The sequence below is a fragment of the Nisaea sp. genome, from assembly GCF_017640745.1.
In the GTDB taxonomy this organism is placed as follows: domain Bacteria; phylum Pseudomonadota; class Alphaproteobacteria; order Thalassobaculales; family Thalassobaculaceae; genus Nisaea.
In genome coordinates this window covers 1-19,857 of record NZ_JAEPQA010000038.1, presented here as the reverse complement: position 1 = coordinate 19,857, position 19,857 = coordinate 1, and the positions used below count along the sequence as shown (strand labels likewise).

At 63.4% G+C, this 19,857-nt stretch carries 24 protein-coding genes; 17 read left to right on the top strand and 7 right to left on the bottom strand.

Translation table 11 applies throughout. The features are described 5' to 3' along the window. Positions 1 to 3 precede the first annotated feature (3 nt). The 5 genes from JJ959_RS19475 to JJ959_RS19455 are packed head-to-tail and all read left to right on the top strand — an operon-like array spanning position 4 to position 4,823. The gene (locus JJ959_RS19475) at positions 4 to 1,113 is read left to right on the top strand and encodes an oligopeptide/dipeptide ABC transporter ATP-binding protein (RefSeq protein WP_292887555.1); all 1,110 of its coding nucleotides are present in this window, start codon (positions 4 to 6) and stop codon (positions 1,111 to 1,113) included. Then, on the top strand, positions 1,110 to 2,132 hold the full coding sequence (locus JJ959_RS19470; RefSeq protein ID WP_292887552.1) for an ABC transporter ATP-binding protein: 1,023 nt from the start codon (positions 1,110 to 1,112) through the stop codon (positions 2,130 to 2,132). Before JJ959_RS19475 ends, JJ959_RS19470 begins: the two co-directional genes overlap by 4 nt. A gap of 26 nt (positions 2,133 to 2,158) precedes the next feature. Beyond that, positions 2,159 to 2,869 carry an isochorismatase family cysteine hydrolase gene (locus tag JJ959_RS19465; RefSeq protein WP_292887549.1) on the top strand — a complete coding sequence of 237 codons (711 nt, stop codon included), beginning with the start codon at positions 2,159 to 2,161 and terminating at the stop codon, positions 2,867 to 2,869. Positions 2,870 to 2,898: 29 nt separating this feature from the next. Beyond that, positions 2,899 to 3,894: an asparaginase gene (locus tag JJ959_RS19460; protein WP_292887546.1), complete on the top strand. Its 996-nt coding sequence runs from the start codon at positions 2,899 to 2,901 to the stop codon at positions 3,892 to 3,894. Positions 3,895 to 3,905: 11 nt separating this feature from the next. Beyond that, complete coding sequence (locus JJ959_RS19455) at positions 3,906 to 4,823, top strand: DMT family transporter (protein WP_292887543.1); 918 nt, start codon at positions 3,906 to 3,908, stop codon at positions 4,821 to 4,823. Here the strand turns inward: JJ959_RS19455 and JJ959_RS19450 are convergent, their stop codons facing one another. The 3 genes from JJ959_RS19450 to JJ959_RS19440 form a co-directional block, all read right to left on the bottom strand. After that, a complete protein-coding gene (locus tag JJ959_RS19450; RefSeq protein WP_292887540.1) occupies positions 4,824 to 6,245 on the bottom strand; it encodes an amidase in 1,422 nt (473 codons plus the stop codon). 10 nt (positions 6,246 to 6,255) lie between these two features. Continuing rightward, positions 6,256 to 6,468: a hypothetical protein gene (locus tag JJ959_RS19445; protein WP_292887537.1), complete on the bottom strand. Its 213-nt coding sequence runs from the start codon at positions 6,466 to 6,468 to the stop codon at positions 6,256 to 6,258. A gap of 130 nt (positions 6,469 to 6,598) precedes the next feature. Beyond that, complete coding sequence (locus JJ959_RS19440) at positions 6,599 to 7,492, bottom strand: DMT family transporter (protein ID WP_292887534.1); 894 nt, start codon at positions 7,490 to 7,492, stop codon at positions 6,599 to 6,601. Between the two features lie 378 nt (positions 7,493 to 7,870). Between JJ959_RS19440 and JJ959_RS19435 the strand changes: the two genes are divergently transcribed. From JJ959_RS19435 to JJ959_RS19425, 3 genes are all read left to right on the top strand, one after another. Next, the gene (locus tag JJ959_RS19435) at positions 7,871 to 8,590 is read left to right on the top strand and encodes a GntR family transcriptional regulator (RefSeq protein WP_292887531.1); all 720 of its coding nucleotides are present in this window, start codon (positions 7,871 to 7,873) and stop codon (positions 8,588 to 8,590) included. Positions 8,591 to 8,731: 141 nt separating this feature from the next. Continuing rightward, positions 8,732 to 9,535, top strand: a complete 804-nt coding sequence (rlmJ, locus tag JJ959_RS19430; protein ID WP_292887528.1) for a 23S rRNA (adenine(2030)-N(6))-methyltransferase RlmJ — start codon at positions 8,732 to 8,734, stop codon at positions 9,533 to 9,535. A 195-nt stretch (positions 9,536 to 9,730) separates the two neighbouring features. Next, a complete protein-coding gene (locus JJ959_RS19425) occupies positions 9,731 to 10,075 on the top strand; it encodes a hypothetical protein (RefSeq protein WP_292887525.1) in 345 nt (114 codons plus the stop codon). Positions 10,076 to 10,181: 106 nt separating this feature from the next. On the opposite strand, the gene JJ959_RS19420 is transcribed toward JJ959_RS19425, so the two are convergent. From JJ959_RS19420 to JJ959_RS19405, 4 genes are all read right to left on the bottom strand, one after another. Further along, entirely contained in the window at positions 10,182 to 11,288 is a 1,107-nt protein-coding gene (locus JJ959_RS19420) for a YeeE/YedE family protein (protein ID WP_292887522.1), read from the bottom strand. A gap of 79 nt (positions 11,289 to 11,367) precedes the next feature. Continuing rightward, positions 11,368 to 11,715 carry a metalloregulator ArsR/SmtB family transcription factor gene (locus JJ959_RS19415; protein ID WP_292887519.1) on the bottom strand — a complete coding sequence of 116 codons (348 nt, stop codon included), beginning with the start codon at positions 11,713 to 11,715 and terminating at the stop codon, positions 11,368 to 11,370. A 23-nt stretch (positions 11,716 to 11,738) separates the two neighbouring features. Then, complete coding sequence (locus JJ959_RS19410) at positions 11,739 to 12,254, bottom strand: heme-binding protein (protein ID WP_292887516.1); 516 nt, start codon at positions 12,252 to 12,254, stop codon at positions 11,739 to 11,741. Then, entirely contained in the window at positions 12,251 to 12,652 is a 402-nt protein-coding gene (locus JJ959_RS19405) for a transcriptional regulator (RefSeq protein ID WP_292887513.1), read from the bottom strand. Before JJ959_RS19405 ends, JJ959_RS19410 begins: the two co-directional genes overlap by 4 nt. 117 nt (positions 12,653 to 12,769) lie before the next feature. On the opposite strand from JJ959_RS19405, the gene JJ959_RS19400 reads away from it, so the two are divergent. The 9 genes from JJ959_RS19400 to JJ959_RS19360 form a co-directional block, all read left to right on the top strand. Further along, the gene (locus JJ959_RS19400) at positions 12,770 to 13,504 is read left to right on the top strand and encodes a cytochrome c biogenesis protein CcdA (RefSeq protein WP_292887510.1); all 735 of its coding nucleotides are present in this window, start codon (positions 12,770 to 12,772) and stop codon (positions 13,502 to 13,504) included. A 12-nt stretch (positions 13,505 to 13,516) separates the two neighbouring features. Further along, the gene (locus tag JJ959_RS19395; RefSeq protein ID WP_292887507.1) at positions 13,517 to 14,083 is read left to right on the top strand and encodes a thioredoxin family protein; all 567 of its coding nucleotides are present in this window, start codon (positions 13,517 to 13,519) and stop codon (positions 14,081 to 14,083) included. 161 nt (positions 14,084 to 14,244) lie between these two features. Beyond that, the gene (gene soxX, locus JJ959_RS19390) at positions 14,245 to 14,703 is read left to right on the top strand and encodes a sulfur oxidation c-type cytochrome SoxX (RefSeq protein WP_292887504.1); all 459 of its coding nucleotides are present in this window, start codon (positions 14,245 to 14,247) and stop codon (positions 14,701 to 14,703) included. Positions 14,704 to 14,757: 54 nt separating this feature from the next. After that, complete coding sequence (gene soxY / locus JJ959_RS19385) at positions 14,758 to 15,180, top strand: thiosulfate oxidation carrier protein SoxY (RefSeq protein ID WP_292887502.1); 423 nt, start codon at positions 14,758 to 14,760, stop codon at positions 15,178 to 15,180. A 19-nt stretch (positions 15,181 to 15,199) separates the two neighbouring features. Beyond that, positions 15,200 to 15,529 carry a thiosulfate oxidation carrier complex protein SoxZ gene (gene soxZ, locus JJ959_RS19380; RefSeq protein ID WP_292887499.1) on the top strand — a complete coding sequence of 110 codons (330 nt, stop codon included), beginning with the start codon at positions 15,200 to 15,202 and terminating at the stop codon, positions 15,527 to 15,529. 27 nt (positions 15,530 to 15,556) lie between these two features. Beyond that, on the top strand, positions 15,557 to 16,402 hold the full coding sequence (gene soxA, locus JJ959_RS19375; RefSeq protein WP_292887496.1) for a sulfur oxidation c-type cytochrome SoxA: 846 nt from the start codon (positions 15,557 to 15,559) through the stop codon (positions 16,400 to 16,402). 164 nt (positions 16,403 to 16,566) lie between these two features. Next, positions 16,567 to 18,258, top strand: a complete 1,692-nt coding sequence (gene soxB, locus JJ959_RS19370; RefSeq protein ID WP_292887493.1) for a thiosulfohydrolase SoxB — start codon at positions 16,567 to 16,569, stop codon at positions 18,256 to 18,258. 16 nt (positions 18,259 to 18,274) lie between these two features. Further along, positions 18,275 to 19,531, top strand: coding sequence for a sulfite dehydrogenase (gene soxC, locus JJ959_RS19365; RefSeq protein ID WP_292887490.1), 1,257 nt, complete (start codon positions 18,275 to 18,277; stop codon positions 19,529 to 19,531). Further along, a partial coding sequence (locus tag JJ959_RS19360; RefSeq protein WP_366817091.1) for a c-type cytochrome occupies positions 19,515 to 19,857 on the top strand: 343 nt, incomplete at its 3' end. The genes soxC and JJ959_RS19360, both read left to right, overlap by 17 nt.

Below are 19,857 nucleotides of genomic sequence, written 5' to 3'. Positions count from 1 at the left end.
AGCATGACAGAGACAAAAGCCGCCCTTGCCGAAGTCGATACCCGCGACGCCCGCGACCGCGGCGGCGAGGCTCAGCCGATGCTGATCGCCCGGGGCCTGAAGAAGCACTTCCCGATCACCGGCGGCGTACTGAACCGCACGGTCGGGCACGTCCGCGCGGTCGACGGGGTCAGCTTCACGGTGATGAAGGGCGAGACCCTCGGCGTGGTTGGCGAGTCCGGCTGCGGCAAATCCACGCTCGCCCGCCTGCTGATGCACCTGATCGTGCCGGACAGCGGCGAGCTGATCTTTGACGGAGACGGCGTCGGTCAGAAGGACGGGCTCTCGGTCCGCGACATGCGGCGCCTCATGCAGATGGTCTTCCAGGACAGCTATTCCTCGCTCAACCCGCGCATGCCGGTGGAGGATTCCATCGCCTACGGCAAGACCGTGCACGGCGCCAGCAAGGCGGCGGCGAAGGAGGCGGCGCGGGAACTGATGAAGAAGGTCGGCCTTGAGCCGAGCCTCTTTGGCCCGCGCTATCCGCACGAGCTTTCCGGCGGCCAGAAGCAGCGCATCAACATCGCCCGCGCGCTGGTACTGGAGCCGCGCGTGGTTATCCTCGATGAGGCGGTCTCCGCCCTCGACAAGTCGGTCGAGGCGCAGGTGCTGAACTTGCTGCGCTATCTGAAGGACCATTTCAACCTGACCTATGTCTTCATCTCCCACGACCTCAACGTGGTGCAGTATGTGAGCGACCGGGTGCTGGTGATGTATCTCGGCGAGGTGGTCGAGATCGGACCGGTGGACGAGATCTACGAGAACCCGAAGCATCCCTATACCGCCGCCCTGCTGGCTTCGCGTCTCTCCATGGATCCGGACGAAAGGGTCGAGGAGCCGCCGCTGGTCGGCGACCCGCCGAACCCGATCAACCCGCCGTCCGGCTGCCGCTTCCGCACGCGCTGCGACTTCGCGGAGAAGATCTGCGAAGTGGAGTCTCCCGCCCTGCCGGAAACAGACGGACCGAAGGCGCATGTCTGCGCCTGCCACATGTTCGTGCCGAAATCCGGCCATTCGAAAGCCGCCGGTCTGGATGAGCCGGCACCGAAGACTCTCGCGAGGAGCGCATCATGAGCATGGAAACCTCCGCGCCGCTGGTCTCCGTCACGGATCTCAACGTCAAGTTCGTCAGCCGCGAGTCCACGGTGAACGCGGTCAATGACGTGAATCTCACGGTCAATCATGGCGAGGTGCTCTGCATCATCGGCGAGTCCGGTTCCGGCAAGAGTGTCAGTATGCGGGCCCTGATGCGCCTGCTGCCGGAACGGCGGACGAAGATCACCGGCAAGCTCGAGGTCGACGGCCAGGACGTGCTCGCGCTGAAGGGAAAGGAACTCTCCGCCTTCCGCGGCGGCAAGGCCGCGATGATCTTCCAGGAACCAATGACCGCGCTCGATCCGGTCTTCACCATCGGCAACCAGATCGCCGAGACGGTCTGCCGGCACGAGGGCTGCTCGAAGGAAGACGGGCTGGCCCGGGCGCTGGAACTGCTTGAGCTGGTGAAGGTGCCGTCGGCGGCGCGCCGCCTGAAAGCCTATCCGCACGAGCTTTCCGGCGGTCTTCGTCAGCGCGCGATGATCGCGCTCGCGCTGTCCTGCCGTCCGAAGCTTCTGCTCGCCGATGAGCCGACCACGGCGCTCGACGCCACGGTGCAGATCCAAGTGCTGATCCTGATGCGCAAGCTGCAGCAGGAAATGGGCATGGGCATGATCTTCGTGACCCACGACCTCGGGGTCGCCGCGGAGATCGCCGACCGGGTGGCGGTGATGTATGCGGGCCGTATCGTCGAGAGCGGAACGGTGCAGGAGGTCCTGACCGACCCTAAGCACCCCTATACCAAGGGCATGCTGTCCTCGACCGTACACGGCAACATGCGCGGCAAGGACATCGAGGCGATTCCCGGCAGCCCGCCGGACCTGCGCTCGTTGCCGACCGGATGTAGCTTCGCACCGCGCTGTCCGAAGGCGGACGACGGATGCCGCGGACAGCTTCCGCCCGAGGTCACGCTCGGCCCCGGACGGATTGCACGATGCTTAAAGCTGGACGATGCGCCGCCCGCGGCAAAACCCGAACGGGAGACCGCGCTGGCCTGAAAACACAACAGAAAGGGAGAGTGAAGATGCACAAGATCGAGATACCGCAGCGCGTCGTGGAGTCCGTCGTCGCCCGGCGCGGCACGGCCCATCCCTTTGCAGATCTGGACCCCGCGAAAACCGCGCTCATCGTGGTCGATCTGCAGAACGGTTTCATGATGGACGGTGTCGCCCATGCGCTCTGCACCATGGCACGGGAGATCGTGCCGAACGTGAACCGGCTGGCCTCCGCCGTCCGCGAGACCGGCGGGCAGGTCTTCTGGATCCAGAACACGCACGACGAGTCCTGTCTCGAGAGCTGGTCGAACATGCATGCGATGACGCTGCCGGAGAAGACGGCCAAGCGCATCGAGTCCATGAGCGAGGGCACCCTGGGGCACGAGCTCTGGGCCGATCTCGACGTGAAGCTGGAAGATACGAAAGTGCTTAAATACCGCTACTCGGCGTTCCTTCCCGGTTATTCCGATCTGCCGGACATCCTGCGCGCGAGGGGGCTCGATACGGTTCTGATCACCGGGACGGTCACGAATGTCTGCTGCGAGTCCTCCGCGCGCGACGCCATGATGACGAACTTCAAGACCATCATGGTGACCGACGGCAATGCCGCGACCAGCGACGAGGAGCACAACAGCTCGCTCATCAACTTCTACCTGACGTTCGGTGATATCATGAGCACCGACGAAGTCATCGACTGCCTCACCAAGAACGCCGCGGGCGCCCGTTCCGCGGCGGAATAATTCCGCAATAGCAACCTGATAGGTACAAAATGAGCAAGCCCAAGGTCGCGGTGATCGGCACCGGCGGTACCATTGCGTCGATCGGCAAGACCCCGCTCGACATCCTCGATTACGGCGCCAACAAGAAGATGATCGGCATCGAGGAAATCATCGCGATGTTCCCGATCGTGCACGAGGTCGCCGAGGTGGTTCCCGTGCCCTACCAGGCGATCCCGAGCCCGTCCGTCGGCTTCAAGGAATGGCGCGATCTCGTGCTGAAGATCGACGAGCTGGCAAAGGATCCGGATCTCGACGGCATCGTCGTTACCCATGGCACCGCCTCGCTCGAGGAGACCGCCTATGCGCTGCACCTGACCGTGAAGGCCGATATCCCGGTCGTCGTGGTCGGCTCCCAGCGGCCGTCGAGCGCGCTCTCGACCGATGCCGGCTTCAACCTGGTGAACGGTATTCGCACCGCGGGCTCACCCGACGCCAAGGGCATGGGGGTGATGACCCTGCTCAACGACGAGATCCAGTGCGCCCGGGAGGTGACCAAGACCTCGACCTACCGCATGCAGACCTTCCGGACGCCCGATTTCGGCTGCCTCGGCCATGCCGACGGTGACGCGGTCGTGTTCTACCGCAAGCCGCTGCGCAAACATGCCCCGGACACCGAGTTCGATATCCGCAAGATCGACGCCATGCCGCGGGTCGATATCGCCTATGCCTATACCGGTTCCGATGGGACCGCGTGCCGTGCCTTCCTCGAAGCCGGGGCCCAGGGGATCGTTTCCGCGGGCTTCGCACCGGGCTTCTGCGGGCCGGGCGACGAGGAGGTCCTCCGCGAGGCGGTCAAGAAGGGCGTCGTGGTCGTGCAGTCGACGCGGGCCGGCAGTGGGCGGACCTTCATGAGCACGAAGATCAAGGAATGCGGCTTCCTGATCGCGGACAACCTCAACCCGCAGAAAGCCCGCATCCTGCTCTCCCTCGCCCTCACGGTGACCAAGGATCCGGACGAGATCGCGAGGATCTTCCAGACCTATTGACGGGGCGGGCGATGTCGACGGACCCCGCACCTGCCCTGCCGGCACGCATCGTCGATCCCGATCCGCGCACCGGCATTCTGCTGACCCTCGTCGGCCTGATCCTGTTCTCCGTCCTGAACGGCGTGGTGAAGGCACAGACCGAGCTCTTCCCGGTCGTGCAGATCATGTTCTTCCGCAACGCCTTCGCGCTCCTGCCGCTGGCGCTTTTCATCGGCATGACGGCGGGCTGGAAGTCGGTCCGGTCCGAGCGGCCGGGATTGCATGTGCTCCACGCGCTTTTGGTCAGCGGAGCGATCGGGTTCATTTTCCTTGGCTACAGCAGCCTGCCGCTGGCGGACGCGACCGCGATCAATTTCGCGGCGCCTCTGGTGGTCTGCGTGCTCTCGGTGCCGCTTCTGAAAGAGCCGGTCGGGCCGCTCAAGTGGTTCGCGGTACTGATCGGCTTCATCGGCGTGATGATCATGGTGCGGCCCGGCGGGGACGTCATTCGCGAGGGCGCGATCTACAGTTTTGCGGGTACGGTCATGAGTGCCTGCGGCCTGCTGCTGGCGCGCCATCTCAGCCGGTTCGACGCGACGACGACGATCGTCTTCCTGTTCATGGCGCTGTCTTCGGCCATGATGCTGCCGCTGCTGTTCTTCTACTGGGTGACGCCGACGCCGCTGCAGCTGGCGGGGCTGGTTGCCATGGGAATCGCGTCCGGCGTGGCGCAGTACATGACCACGCGTGCTCTGTTCCACGCCTCCGCCGCGACGATCGCGCCGCTCGGCTACACGAAGATGATCTGGGCGCTGCTGATCGGCTATTTCGCTTTCGGGGATTGGCCGGCGCCGGTGGTGCTGGCCGGCGCCGGCCTGGTGCTGCTCAGCACTTGGGTTGTCTTCCGCAAGGAAAGCGCCTCTGCCCGGCGCCGGCCGGCCGAGCAATGATCACTCGGCGGCGAGAGCTCCTTCCGCGGTGAGCGGAGGACGCCGGCTGCGCCAGTCGCTCGCCTGCTCGTAGGCCGCGCCGACACGGAACACCATGGCCTCGTCGAACGGCTTGCCGACCACCTGGAGGGAGATCGGCAGGCCTTCGGTGGTGAAGCCGCAGCAGACGGACATGGCCGGGCTGCCGGTGACGTTGAACGGCACGGTCATGTAGCCCGAGAGCGCCAGCGGATCGTTCGGCTGGGCGTCGAAGCGGCCGGCCGGAAGCGACGTGCAGGGGGCGATCACCGCATCGTACTTGCCGAACATCTCGGCGTTGAACTGCATGGTCATCTCCCGGCGCATGCGCAGGGCCTCGACATAATCGGAGCCGCGCACGAAGGCGCCGGCCATAAGCCGCTCCCGCGTCGGGCGGCCATAGAGTTCCGGCCGCTCCATCAGATCCTTCTCGTGGATCGCATAGCATTCGGAGAGGATGATCATGCGGCCGCAGGCATGGAAGAGCTCGTGCGAGGGAAGGGTGACGTTCTCGACCGTGGCGCCCTCGGCCCGGAGCGTGTCGAGCGCCTCCTCGAGGGCGGCCCGGACTTCCGGACTGGTGTGCTCGTCCTCGTCGAGCCAGTTGGCGACATAGGCGATCTTCAGGCCCTTGGCGCCGTCCTTCAGGCCGGCGCTGTAGTCGGAGAGCGGCATGTCCGCCGATGCCGGGTCGAGCGGATCGAAGCCCGCCATGGCCTGCAGCGCGATCGCGGAATCCTCGACGCTCCAGCTGAGCGGTCCGCAATGGTCCATGGTGAAGGAGAGCGGGAAGACGCCGCGGCGGCTGACCCGGCCGTAGGTCGGCTTGATGCCGACCGTGCCGCAATAGGCCGCCGGACCGCGGATCGATCCGCCGGTGTCGGAGCCGAGCGCCATCCGCGTCATGCCGGCGGCGACGGCCGCGCCGGAGCCGGAGGAGGAGCCGCCCGGGACATGCTCGACGTTCCAGGGATTGCGGGCTGGCGGGAACAACGTCTCGTCGCTCGGCCCGCCGGTGGCGAATTCGATGGTCGCGCATTTCCCGAGCAGCACGGCGCCGCCGTCCAGCAGCTTCTGCACCGAATGGGCGTTCGCTTCCGGGATCACGTCGGGGCGCAGCTTGGACTGGCAGGAAGTCAGGATCCCGGCGGTGTCGTAGATATCCTTGGCGCCGAACGGGATGCCGTGCATCGGACCGAGATCGGTGCCCGACATCAGCTCCGTCTCGGCTTTCTTCGCGCGGTCCAGCGCCAGTTCGGCGGTCACCGTGTTGAAGGCTTTCAGGCTGCCGTTCAGTTCGGATATGCGGTCCAGCGCGTCCCGGGTCGCCTCGACCGGCGAGAGGGAGCGGTCGCGATAGGCCTTGCCGAGCTCGGCGATGGAAAGTTCCTTGATGTCGGACATGGCGGCGCTCCTAACGGGGGTCGATCGCGCGGGTGATCGTATCGAGGAAAAAGGCGTTCGACGGTTCCAGCGTGGCCGGCCGGGGCCGGGTGCGGACCATCTCCGACCATTTCAGGACGTTCCTGTAGGTGCTGAGCATGGTTTCTTCGCGATCCGCGGGGATCGTGAGGCCGGATCGCGCGATGATCGCGTCGTATTGCTGCTTGATGCTTGCGTCGTCCATTGGTGAAGCCCGTCCCTGTTTGTTCTCTTAGGAAAGGTTACCAAGACTCATGATTGGATACAATTAAAGTGATATGTCCTATTTGGATGCAAATGGAGTGTGAATCGGAACGAAAGGGGATTTCCGTCGCCTATGCCTTGTTCTGGGCCGCGCGTTCTTCCGCTCGCACCGTGTAGAGCGAGGTGGCGATGATCAGGGCGGCGCCGGCGGCGGTCGCCAGATTGGGCGTTTCGCCGAAGATGAGAAAGCCGATCAGGGCGGCGAAGACCAGCCTTGTGTAGTCCATCGGCGCCACTGCCGAGGCTTCGCCTTCCTTGAAGCCCTGGATATTGGCGAGCTGGCCGAACACGGAGAGTACTCCGATCGCCGCCATCACCAGCCATTCCCTGGGGCTCGGCGTGACCCAATACATGATTGTCGGCGGGACCATGAGGGCGCCGACGAGAATGGCCTGGTAGCTGAGGATCGTCACGGACCGGTCGAATTGCGAAACCTTGCGGATGATCACCATCACGGCCGCTGCCGAAGCCGCGCCGGCGACGGCGAAGAGGGAGTAGAGATTGAGCCCGTCCGGGCCGGGCTGGACCATCACAAGCACGCCGGCAAAGCCGATCAGGACGGCGAACCAGCGCCGCGGCCCGGCAACTTCCCGGAGCAGGATCAGCGCGAAGATCGTCACGAACAGGCTCTTCGCGAAGCCGAGCGCGGTCGCTTCGGCGAGCGGGAGATGCACGACCGCCGTGAAGCCGCAGGTCATGGCGATGATCGCGAACAGCACGCGGGTGAGATGCAGCGGCAGATGGTTGGTCTTCAGGATGTCCGGAAAACCGGCGATCAGGACCGGCATGACCGTGAATGTCATCACGATCTGGCGGAAGAGCAGGATCTGAACGACGGGGATTGTATCACCGATCGACTTGATGAGCGCGGTCATGACGGTGAAGAAGAGTCCGGCGATCACGACCCATATCGCACCCCGCGCGTTTCCGGGGAGGGCTCTGAAAGGGGCGCTGACCGGCTTCATGATGGTGCCGAAGGAAGAAATTAGGTCATTGAAAAATATGGAATAATAAGAGAGTCCGAATGATCTGAAGGAGGAAGGCTTTTCGGGTTCGCTGACCACTTCGACGGATCCTTGCTGGCAATGGCGATATATCTTTTTCGCGGGGCGAAAGAGTGATCGCTCAGTCAGGAATGCAAGATTGGATGCAATCTTCGCAGAAATGTCATCCGGCTGTCTACCTTCTGCGTATGGGGTGTGTTATGGTGTTTGCCGCGAACCGAGATTTCGGCGCGACGGGAGAGACGCTACCCGCCGGCAGGAGGCATGCCGGCCTCGAAGTACTAAGAAAGCAAAGGCATGGCGCCTGTTTGCCGGCCTGAAAAGACTGGGGTGATGATTATGTCAACGCGTGGTCAATCGGTCGTTCGCGCCTTGCGGGACAAGGTGCTGGACGGCGAATACGCGCCGGGTGCGCGGCTCAACGAGATCGAAATATCCAATTCGCTGAATGTATCCCGGACGCCCGTACGGGCCGCTCTGGCGATCCTCGCGACCGAGGGGCTGCTGGATTACGTTCCGAACAGCGGCTACGTGGTCCGGAGTTATTCCGTTCAGGACATCGAGGGCGTCTATGCGGCGCGTTCCGTCCTCGAAGGCCTGGCGGCGCGGACTGTTGCGGAGAAGGGGATCTCGGACCGTGTCCGCGGCCTTCTCCACAAGAATCTCGCCGAGACAGAGGCCCTGCTGAACGAGACCGACTGGAGCGACAGGCTCCGGGACGAATGGGGTCGCCTGAACGAGGAGTTCCACGAGGCGATCTTCGCCGATGCGGGGAACCGCCACCTGAGCGAACTGATCGGCAAGTCCCGGTCCATACCGCTCCTGAAAGGCGTGAAGTTCCGCTGGCACGATCTCGACACGCTGGCCGCGTCCTACTCCGACCATGCGGAGCTGTTCGACGCCATCGCCAACGGTCAGGGTACCCGGGCGGAACATCTGGCGCGCGAGCACGTTTATCAGGCGGGCCGCCGCCTTGTCGCAAATTGGCGGCGGGCCGGCGTCGACGGAGCCTCGGCAGCAACTCGCAGGCCGATCCGCAAGGTTTCCCGGGCGGCCTGATTTTCCTTCGTGCAAGGCTCGGGACGCGGCGCCGTCCGAGACTGGAATTGTGTGCAATCTCTCAGGCAATGGCTTGACCAATCCCGGCCGGGTCATTCTTTGTTGCCAGGAAACCGGTTTATTCGATTTGGAGCACAGCCGATGCTGTCCTATCAGCACGGGTACCACGCGGGCTGCCTCGCGGATGTCCACAAGCACGGCGCTCTCGCAGCACTCCTGACACATCTCGGGGAAAAACCGAAGCCGCTGAGCTATCTGGAAACCCATGCCGGCCGCGCGGTCTATGACCTTTCCGCGCCGGAAGCGGAAAAGACCGGGGAGGCGAAGGCGGGCATTCTCCGGCTGATGGCCGAAGGCGCCATTCCGGAAGAGCAGCCGCTGGCAAAGGCGATCCGGATGACCGGGCAGCAGTTCGGTCCGGAATTCTATCCCGGCTCCCCGCTGATTGCCGCGCAGCTGCTGCGGTCGGACGACGTGCTGCACCTGATGGAAATGCATCCGGAGGAGCACAAGGCGCTGAAACGTGCCATGAGGCGGCACAAGGCTCACATCCATCGCCGCGACGGCTACGAGGGCGTTCTTGCGATTTCGCCGCCGACGCCCCGCCGCGGCATGGTGCTGATCGATCCCAGTTACGAGATCAAGAGCGAGTATCTCCGCGCCGCCGACTTCGTCATCGCTCTGCATGCCAAATGGCCCGAGGCCACCATCATGCTCTGGTACCCGATCCTGCAGGCCGGTCTGCACGAGGCCATGGCGGAGCGGCTCATCTCATCGGACCTGCCGGACGCGATCCGCCGCGAGATCCGCTTCCGGCTCGCCCCCGGCGCGCCGGGCATGCGCGGCAGCGGACTGATCATCGTCAATACCCCATGGGGAGTCGGCGAGGCGCTTGATGCAGCCGAGCGCATGCTCGATCCGGTTCGAGACAAATCTGCGGCGTGATCGGGCGACTCTTGCGGCAAGCGGTCCCGGAGATGTGCTGACGCACGGTGAAAGTATGCAAGGGTTGCAGATCGCACCTACGCCGCCATGCATTCATCGCTCTGGCGCCCGTTCGTCCGCAGGAGCATTTCTAGAAAACCTGTACCGCATCGGCTCCCGGTCGGTCTCTGCCAACGAGCCGTGGTGTTTTTTGAAATGTCCTCCCTCATTGGTGAGATCGCACTCGGAAACGGCCTGGTCGTGTTTTCCGCTGTCGTGCTTCCGATCGTTGCGCGCAAGACCCGGGTCGAGTCCTCGGTATGGCACTCGGAAACGGTATCGACTCTCCTGGGTCTCTTGATCACAGGCGCCTTGGGCTTCGCGGCGATCGAGCTGATGACGGCCGTGGCCGATTTCGACGGCGTGATGCGCTATGCCTATGTCGTCGCCGAGATAGCTGCCAGTGCCGTTGTCTTCAGGATCTGCTGGACGCTTTTGGGACCTGGCGCGGTGGCGCGGAGCAAATTCCGCTTCCCGAACGGTCCGGTGGCGCACCACTGATCCTTTGATCGCGCCGGTCCGGCGGACATCGATATCGGGGACCGCCCTTCGGGGCGGTCCTTGCATTTTGTCACCATGGCAACGGGGTTGACCGGGAGCGGCGCGCTCAGTCCGGCCGCCGCTTCTTGCCGAAGAGGTGCGGCACGGCAGCGAAGAAGGTGAGCACGAGCTCAAACGGGCTGCGTCCCTCGACCAGATAGCGCAGGCCCAGCACGGCGCCGAGGGCGATCGAGAGCAGGGTGACCGGCGCGCTCAGGGCGAGGACCGAAAACGCCGAAATGCCTTGTCCGACGGAGCAGCCGAGAGCGATCACGCCCCCGATCCCCATCAGGGCCGCGCCGAAGATCTGCCGCCTGAGTTCGCCCGGATCGTCGCAAGCTTCCCAGCGGAACTGATGGCGGACTCTGGCACCAATCCAGGCTCCCGAAACGACCCCGAGGACGGAACCGACGGAAAACCCGCCGAGATCGCCGTTCGCCCCCATCATCTGCAACAGAAGTTCACCCAGCGGCATGGTGAAGCTGTGGGACTCGACCGGGATCGGATCGAAGCCGTTCTGTGCCACATAGGTGGTTCCGAGCCAGGCCGCTGCGCAGGACAGGCCGATCAGGACCGACCAGAGAACGGCGGAACGGTTGCGGATGAAATGCGGGTCGGTGAGCGCCGGCGCGATCAGCAACACGGCGGCTGCGAGCGAGACATAGAGCGCGGGAATTCCCATCAGGTCTTCAAGCTGTGCCGCGATGGAGCTGTCTGCCAACCGGGTGATGTGCTGGCGCGGGAAGAGCGCTGTCCGGAGCTCTGCGAGCGGTCCGACGGCAGCCATATAGGCGGCGATGCCGATCGTGAGCACGATCAGGACCGAACGGATGTCGCCTCCGCCAACCCGGGCCAGGGCCCCGAAACCGCAATTCCCGGCAAGGGCCATGCCGACACCGAACATCAGTCCGCCGACAACGGATGCGGAGAGGCTGAATTCGAACCTGAGGTAGACCGTGCCCTCGACAGCGGCGAGGCCGAAGGCCGTAAGCAGCGCGGTTGCGGCGACGGCGGTTCCGATCGCCATCGGCCACATCATGATCCGGTCGCGATTGCCGCCATAGAGCGCATCCTCGATCGCGCCGAGGGTGCAGAAACGCGGAATGCGGGAGGCAAGCCCCAGCACGATGCCGCTGGCAAAGCCAACCAGAGTGACCGCGAGCGTTTCAGACATGCCGAACATAGCCGGAGTGTGAAGCAGGTCCGGGGGCCTGTCGACCCGAGCTTTTATACGCCATTCTGGATTGCCCGGCTCAGGCTGTCCGGGCGTCGTCCTTGCAGAACAGCTCGTAAAGAAGCTCGAGAATCCTGACCGCGCGCTCGTCTTTCAAGCTGTAGTAAATCGCCTTGCCTTCGCGCCGGTGGTTGACCAGGCCTTCGAGACGCAGCCGCGCGAGCTGCTGCGACACGGCGGCCTGGCGCGAGGACAGAAGTTCCTCAAGCTCGGTAACGGACTTTTCTCCCGATGCCAGCTGGCACAGGATCAGGAGTCGCCCCTCATGCGCCAGCGCCTTCATGAATTCCGTCGCACGCGTCGCGTTTTCGACCATCACATCGAATTCCGCGTCGGTGACGTTTTCATCCAGAACGGGTAGGGCCATGTTCGACTCCAGTCAGGTGCGCGCTAGAAATCTAGGAAGTCCTGAATTTTTTCAATAGCTTTTTGCGCACAATCGTGATCGAGGTCGGCGCCCGGGGCGCCGGAAATTCCGATTCCGCCGATGATATTGCCCGCAGCCTGCACGGGAATGCCGCCGCCGAGGACGAGGGCATTGGTGATGTCCGGGAGGCCGGCCATCACCGGGCTTTCCTTCACCAGGGTGCCGAGATCGAGGGTGGCGGTCCGGAAGCTGACAGCCGTCCAGGCCTTGCGCGTCGCGGTGTCGACCGTGTGGGCGCCGGCGAAGCGGTCGCGCAGGACCACCTGGGTCAGGCCGGAACGGTCGACCACGGTCACGGCGACCTGGTAACCGGCGGCACGGCAGATCTCCAGCGCGTGTTTCGCGAGATCGAGTGCGACTTCCGGCTTCATGGATTCGGTGCTGAAGATGGCTTCGGCATTCTGTGCCTTCGCCGCCTGCGGTGACGCGAGCGCCAGCAATCCGCCGAATGCCGCGGCGGCGATCAGTTTGAGTTTCATGAGCCTTTTCCTCCCTTTTTGTCCGTCCCGCTCGGGGTCCGGTTGAGCAGTTGGGCAAGCAGGGGCCAGAAAAAATGCTCGCCCGGATATCCTTCGATGCGTCCCGCCTCGCGTCCGTCGACCAGCAGGATGAAGGTCGGCGTGAAATGAACCTGGCCGTTGATCTTCACGTCGTCGGGCCAGTCGGCGAAAAGGTCCTGGCGGCGCAGGGGCGCGCGCTTGCCCTCGTCGGTCTTGTCGTAGATCGCGCCGACCTCGCGGTTCCACGCGGCGCACCATTCGCAACCCGCCTGTTCGACCATCAGCAACTGCGTTTCCGCTCGTGCCGCACCGGTCGAGAAGGCCGCAATCAGCAAGAGCGGAAAGACGATTGTCTTCCACAAATATCCGGCGAACATTCTCTTGCTTTGTTCGAGTTGGCGATGGAACATAATAACAAATTCTAATGTGAGAATATGACGGCCGCAAGGCCGCTTGGGGAAACGTTCCGTGAAGTATACCGAAATGGGCTCGAAATGGGATTCGATATAGGGGTGGGCGGCGCTTTCGCCGCCGGTCTCGCGTCCTTTCTGACGCCCTGCATACTGCCGATCGTTCCGTTCTACCTCTGCTACATGGCGGGGGTATCGATGAACGAGATCACCGACGGCGAAAGCGACGGCGCCGCGCGGCGCAAGGTCGTGCTCTCCGCGATCCTGTTCTCGGCCGGCGTGATCACCGTCTTTGTCGGTCTCGGAGCGAGCGCTTCGGTCTTCGGCCAGCAGCTGCGCGAGTATTTCGATATTCTGCGCTATGTCGCGGCCGCCGTCATCGGCCTGATGGGGCTGCATTTTCTCGGTATTCTGAAGATCCCGCTGCTCTATCGTCAGGCCCGCATGGATGTCGCGGCCCCGGTCGGGGTGATCGGCCCCTACCTCGTCGGGCTCGCCTTCGCCTTCGGCTGGACGCCCTGCGTCGGCCCGGTGCTGGCGATGATCCTCTTCAGCGCCAGCGCGGCCGAGACGGTGGGTGACGGGGTAATCCTGTTGCTCGGCTACGGGCTCGGCATGACGCTGCCGTTCATTGTCGCCGCCGCATTCTTCGGGCCGTTCATGAACTGGATGAAGTCGGTCCGGCGCTATCTCGGCGCGGTCGAGAAGGGAATCGGCGCGACGCTTCTGGTTTTTGCGGTGCTGATCGGGACCAACACGGTGGGTATCATCGCACAATGGATGCTCGACACGTTCCCGTCTTTCGGGACCATCGGATAGGGAGGTGAAGTGATGAGGCACGTGGTCTTTGGATTGATGGCGGTCCTTCTGCTTGGCCAGACGGCGCTGGCGGAAGTCGGCGAGGACGGCCTGCACAAGAAGGAATGGTTCACGGTCACCTTCAAGGATGTCGCGGAGGATATCCGCGACGCCGAGAAGCAGGGCAAACGGCTGGCAATGATCTTCGAGCAGCGCGGTTGCATCTATTGCAGGCAGATGCACGAGGGACCGCTCTCGAACCCCGACATCGCGAACTTCATCAAGTCGAACTTCGTCGTCGTGCAGTACAATCTGTTCGGGGATGAAGAGGTCACCGATTTCGACGGCACCGCTCTGCCGGAGAAGGAAATGGCGAAGCGCTGGGGGGTGGTGTTCACGCCGACCATTCTCTTCATGCCGGAACAGGTTCCCGAGGGGGATAATGCCGGCCGGGCCGCGGTGGCGACGATGCCGGGCGCCTTCGGTAACGGCACCACGCTCGATATGTTCACCTGGGTGAAGGAAAAGGGCTACGAGAGCGACGAGCATTTCCAGAAATATCACGCGCGTAAGATCCAGGAACGGCAGAAGTCCCAGTAATACGGGGCGTAGACGGCTGGAGGCGGTCACATGATTGTATCGCAACAACAAATTCATATCTTTGAATTTGTTGTTGCGTTTGGGCCGGTTTTCCGGTCTTCTGAAACGAACGGGCAGCATCAGAGCTGCACCGGCAAAAGAAAGTGGGAGGAGAATCGGTGATGAGAATTGTTGTCACCACCGCTCTGGCTCTGCTCATCGGCGTCTCGGGCGCCAATGCGGGAGCCATGAAGCCCGGCGAGGTCAAGATTGTCGACGGGGCTGTTGCAACGCCCCTTACCGACCAGGCCGGCGATCCGGAAAAGGGTCGCCAGTGGTTCCTCGGGCGCAAGCTCGGAAACTGTCTTGCCTGTCACGTTAATTCGGACATGGCGAAGGAGCCCTATCACGGTGAGGTTGGGCCGCCGCTCGACGGCGTTGCCGACCGGTGGACGCCGGCGGAGCTCCGGGCGATCCTGGTGAATTCCAAAGAAGCGCTGTCGCCGGATACGATCATGCCGAGCTTCTATCGCGACAGCGGTTTCAATCGTGTCGCCGAGCAGTTCGCCGGCAAGACGATCCTGACGGCCCAGCAGGTCGAGGATGTCATCGCTTATCTCACGACCCTGAAGGAAAAGTGACCGCCGGCGGAAAACGCCAGCGGACATGACGATTACCAAACGGAGGAATCCAAAATGCAGATGACAAGGCGTGACCTGTTCGCGCTTGCGGCTGGTTTGGCCGCCGCCGGTCTGATCAGTCTCCCGGCTGACGCGAGCACTGATGCTGTCGAAGCGGCGATCAAGGAATTCGCCGGCGGCATGCCCGAGACGGGCGGTGTCGATATCGGCGCACCGGAAATCGCGGAAAACGGCAACACCGTTCCGATCGAAGTCTTCGCCGACGGCGCGGCCTCGATCATGATTTTGGCTGCCGGCAACCCGAACCCGGGCGTCGGCACGTTCCACTTCACCGAGATGAGCGCCGAAAGCCGCGCTTCCACGCGTATCCGCCTGGCCAAGACCCAGGACGTGGTCGCTGTAGCGAAGATGGCGGACGGGTCGACCAAGATGGCCCGGCGCGAAGTCAAGGTGACGATCGGCGGCTGCGGCGGCTGAGGTCTGAGGAGATCAAGAAATGGCTAATATTAAACCCCGCGTAAAAGTCCCGAAGAAGGCCAAGGCCGGCGAAGCGATCGTGATCAAGACGCTGATCAGCCACCCGATGGAATCCGGTCAGCGCAAGGACAGCAAGACCGGCAAGCTGATCCCGCGCAAGATCATCAACAAGTTCGTCGCGACATATAACGGCAAGGAAGCGTTCTCCATGGACCTGCTGCCGGCCATTGCCGCGAACCCTTATATCGAGTTCTCGGTAAAGCTGTCGGAGTCGGGAACCATGCGGTTCGAATGGACCGACGATGACGGCTCCGTCTACGACATCGAGAACAAGATCACCGTCGCTTGAACGAATGGTGACAAAGGGGAGGAAGATATGAGGAAACTCTTGGCACTGGGGCTGGTCGGCGGCCTCCTCGCGGTCGGCGCTCAGGGCGTCATGGCCGACGAGAACGCCGAACTGGTCATAGACGGCAAGACCTTCGTCACCAAGCTGAAGGCGCCTGCCGACTCGCCCTTTGACGAGATCCTGTCCGGCTGGCGATTCCGCACCGACGAGACCCAGGCCCTGCAACTCGATGATTTCGAGAATCCGGCCATGATCTCCGCGCAGTACGGCGAGGAGCTCTGGAACACGGCGGACGGGGCGGACGGAAAGTCCTGCGCCGACTGCCACGGCGATGCGTCCGAAAGCATGAAGGGGCTCCGCGCCCAGATGCCGAAATGGCACGAAGGCAAGAAGACCCTCTTCGCGCTCGAGGATCACATCAACTGGTCCCGCGAGGAGCACCAGAAAGCCAAGCCGTGGAAGTGGGAAAGCCAGGAGATGGTGGCGATGACCGCCTATATCGGCCTGCAGTCCCGCGGCATGCCCGTCAATGTGAAGATCGACGGGCCGGCCCAGGAATGGTGGGAGAAGGGCAAGGAGCTCTATTACACCCGTGTCGGTCAGCTCGACATGGCCTGTTCCCATTGCCACGAAAACAACTACGGCAACATGGTCCGGGCCGACCATCTCAGCCAGGGTCAGATCAACGGTTTTCCGGTCTACCGTCTGAAATGGCAGGGCATGGGCTCGATCCATCGCCGCTTCAAGGGCTGCATGGATAACATCCGCGCCACGCCGTACAAGCGCGGTTCGGACGAATTCACCGCCCTTGAATTGTACCTCGCATCGCGCGGCCAGGGCCTCTCGGTCGAAACGCCGGCGCTGCGTAACTAAGCAAGCCGCGATCGTGCCCGGGAGGATTTGGATCCCGGGCACGGCCGGCACCTGACAGTTCTTTTTTCACTCCGGTTCGCCGAGGCGGGAAATGGCCGCGGACGGGAGAGCTTTGTCCCGAACCCGGGATCTGTTTCCCGGGACGTTTGAAGGAGCCAGTAGCCATGTTGTCGCGCCGCGATTTCCTCCAGGCCTCGTTTGCCGCCTCCGCGATTGTCGGTGCCAGCGGTTTCGGTAACTGGGCCCGGCTGGCCGCACAGCAGCGCCTGACCCAGGAGCAGCTGCTGGACTTCGAGACCACGGGCAACGTCACGCTGGTGCACCTGACCGATTGCCATGCGCATCTGAAGCCGGTCTGGTTCCGCGAACCGTCGATCAATCTTGGAGTCGGCGAGGCGCAGGGAAAACCGCCGCATATCTCCGGCAAGAAGTTTCTCGATACCTACGGTCTCGAAGCCGGCTCTCCGGAAGCCTATGCGCTGACGTCGGAGGATTTCGTCGCCCTAGCGCGCGAGTACGGCCGTGTCGGCGGCTTCGACCGGATCTCGACCGTCCTGAAATCGATCCGCGCCGACCGTCCGGATGCGCTCTTCCTCGACGGCGGCGATACCTGGCACGGTTCCTACACCGCGCTGAAGACCGCCGGGCAGGACATGGTCAACATCATGAATGCCCTGAACCCGGATGCGATGACTTCGCACTGGGAATTCACCTACGGCATCGACCGGGTGAAGGAAATTGTCGAAACGCTGCCGTTCCCGTTCCTCGGCGCCAATATCTTCGACAACGAATGGAACGAGCCGGCCTACGACTCGCACGCCATGTTCGAGCGCGGCGGCGTGAAGGTCGCCGTCATCGGCCAGGCCTTTCCCTATCTTCCGATCGCGAATCCGCGCTGGATGTTCCCCAATCTCTCCTTCGGCATCCGCGAGGAGCGGATGCGCGAGGTGGTCGACGAGGTTCGCGCGGACGGCGCCGAGCTGGTCGTGCTCCTGTCGCATAACGGTTTCGACGTCGACCGCAAGATGGCCAGCCAGGTCGAGGGTATCGACGTCATTCTTTCCGGCCACACGCATGATGCCCTGCCGGAACCGGTGCAGGTCGGCAAGACGCTCATCATCGCGTCCGGATCGCACGGCAAGTTCGTCAGCCGGATCGATCTCGACGTGCGGGACGGCGGGGTCAAGGGCTTTAAGTACCGCCTGATCCCGATCTTCTCCGACGTGATCCAGCCGGATCCGGAAATGACCGCTCTCGTTGATGCCGAGCGCGCGCCGTTCAAGGCGGAGCTGGAGGAAGTCATCGGCACGACCCAGTCGCTGCTCTATCGCCGCGGCAATTTCAACGGCACCTGGGACGACCTGATCTGCCAGGCCCTGCTGGAGGAACGGGAAGCCGATATCGCGCTTTCTCCGGGCTTCCGCTGGGGCGCCAGCATTCTGCCGGGCGACCCGATCACGCGGGAGGACATCTATTCCGCGACGTCGATGTCCTATCCGAACGCCTATCGCAGCGAGATGACAGGCGAACTCATCCACACCATCCTCGAGGATGTCGCCGACAACCTCTTCAACCCGGATCCCTACTACCAGCAGGGCGGCGACATGGTTCGCGTCGGTGGCATGGGCTACACGATCGACATCAGCAAGCCGATCGGCAGCCGCATCACCGACATGACCCTGCTCAAGACCGGGGAGAAGATCGATCCCGCGAAGAGCTACGTGGTTTCCGGCTGGGCCTCCGTGAATGAAGGCACCGAGGGCCCGCCGATCTACGACCTCGTCGAGCAGTACATCAAGCGCAAGGGCTCGATCGAGATCACCCCGAACACCGCCGTCAAGACAATCGCCGGATAGGCCGGAGACTGGAACGATGACCGAAAAGACCCCCACTTCACGCAGAAATTTCCTCAAGGGCAGCCTCGCCGCCGGCGGTGCGCTGGCCGCGACCCCGGCACTGGCCGCGGGCGATCCCCTCATCACCGAGGTACAGCCCTGGGCGAACCAGCTTGGCGAGGGCGTCGACGTCGCTCCCTATGGCATGCCGTCGAAATATGAAGCGCATGTACGCCGCCGCGATGTCCCGTGGTTGACCGCCGACCCGGTCAGCTCGGTAAACTTCACGCCGCTGCATGAGCTGGATGGCGTCATCACGCCGAACGGGCTCTGCTTCGAGCGCCATCACGGCGGCACGGCCGACATCGATCCGGCGAAATACCGCCTGATGATCAACGGCCTCGTCGACAAGGAACTGGTCTTCACCCTGCAGGACCTGAAGCGGTTCCCGCGGGAGAACCGGGCCTACTTCCTCGAATGCGCCGCCAACAGCGGCATGGAATGGCGCGGTGCGCAGCTCAACGGCTGCCAGTTCACCCACGGCATGATCCACAACGTGATCTATACCGGCGTGCCGCTGAAGACGATTCTCGAGCAGGCCGGGGTCAAGACCAACGGTAAGTGGATCCTTCCGGAAGGGGCGGACGCGTCGGCGATGACCCGCTCGATCCCGATCGAGAAGGCGCTCGACGACTGCCTCGTCGCCTTCGCCATGAACGGCGAGGCGCTGCGGCCGGAGCAGGGCTATCCGGTGCGGCTCGTCGTGCCGGGCTGGGAAGGCAATATGTGGGTCAAGTGGCTGCGCCGGATCGAAGTCGGCGACATGCCTTGGCATCACCGCGAGGAAACCTCGAAATACACCGACCTTATGGAGAACGGTAAGGCGCGGCGCTTCACCTGGGAGATGGACGCCAAGTCCGTCATCACCAATCCGAGCCCGCAGGCGCCGATCACCCATGGCAAGGGCCACACGATTATCACTGGCGTCGCCTGGTCCGGGCGCGGCACGATCAAGGAAGTCCATGTGACGACCGACGGTGGCCGCAACTGGCGTCAGGCGCGGATCGACGGTCCGTCCTGGAACAAGTCGATGCACCGCTTCTATTACGAGTTCGACTGGGACGGCAGCCCGCTGCTCCTGCAGTCGCGCGCCGTCGACAGCACCGGTTACGTGCAGCCGACCAAGAATGAACTGCGCGCGGTCCGCGGCGAGAACTCGATCTACCACAACAACGGTATCCAGACCTGGTACGTGAACGAGAAAGGCGAGGCGGAAAATGTCGAGATTTCTTAATCTGGCAGCGCTGGCCCTGGCCGTCGGTCTGGCGGCTCCGGCTTCGGCCGAGAATTATGGCCTTGGACGTGCGGCGACCCCCGACGAGGTCGCGGCTTGGGACATCGATGTACGCCCGGACGGCCTCGGTCTGCCGGAAGGCAAGGGGTCCGTGGCCGACGGCGAGGCGATCTACACCGAACGCTGTGCGGTCTGCCACGGCGATTTCGGCGAGGCTGTTGGACGCTGGCCGGTCCTGGCCGGCGGGCAGGGCACGCTGATGAGCGCGCGTCCGGTCAAGACGATCGGCTCCTACTGGCCCTATCTCTCGACCGTCTGGGACTATG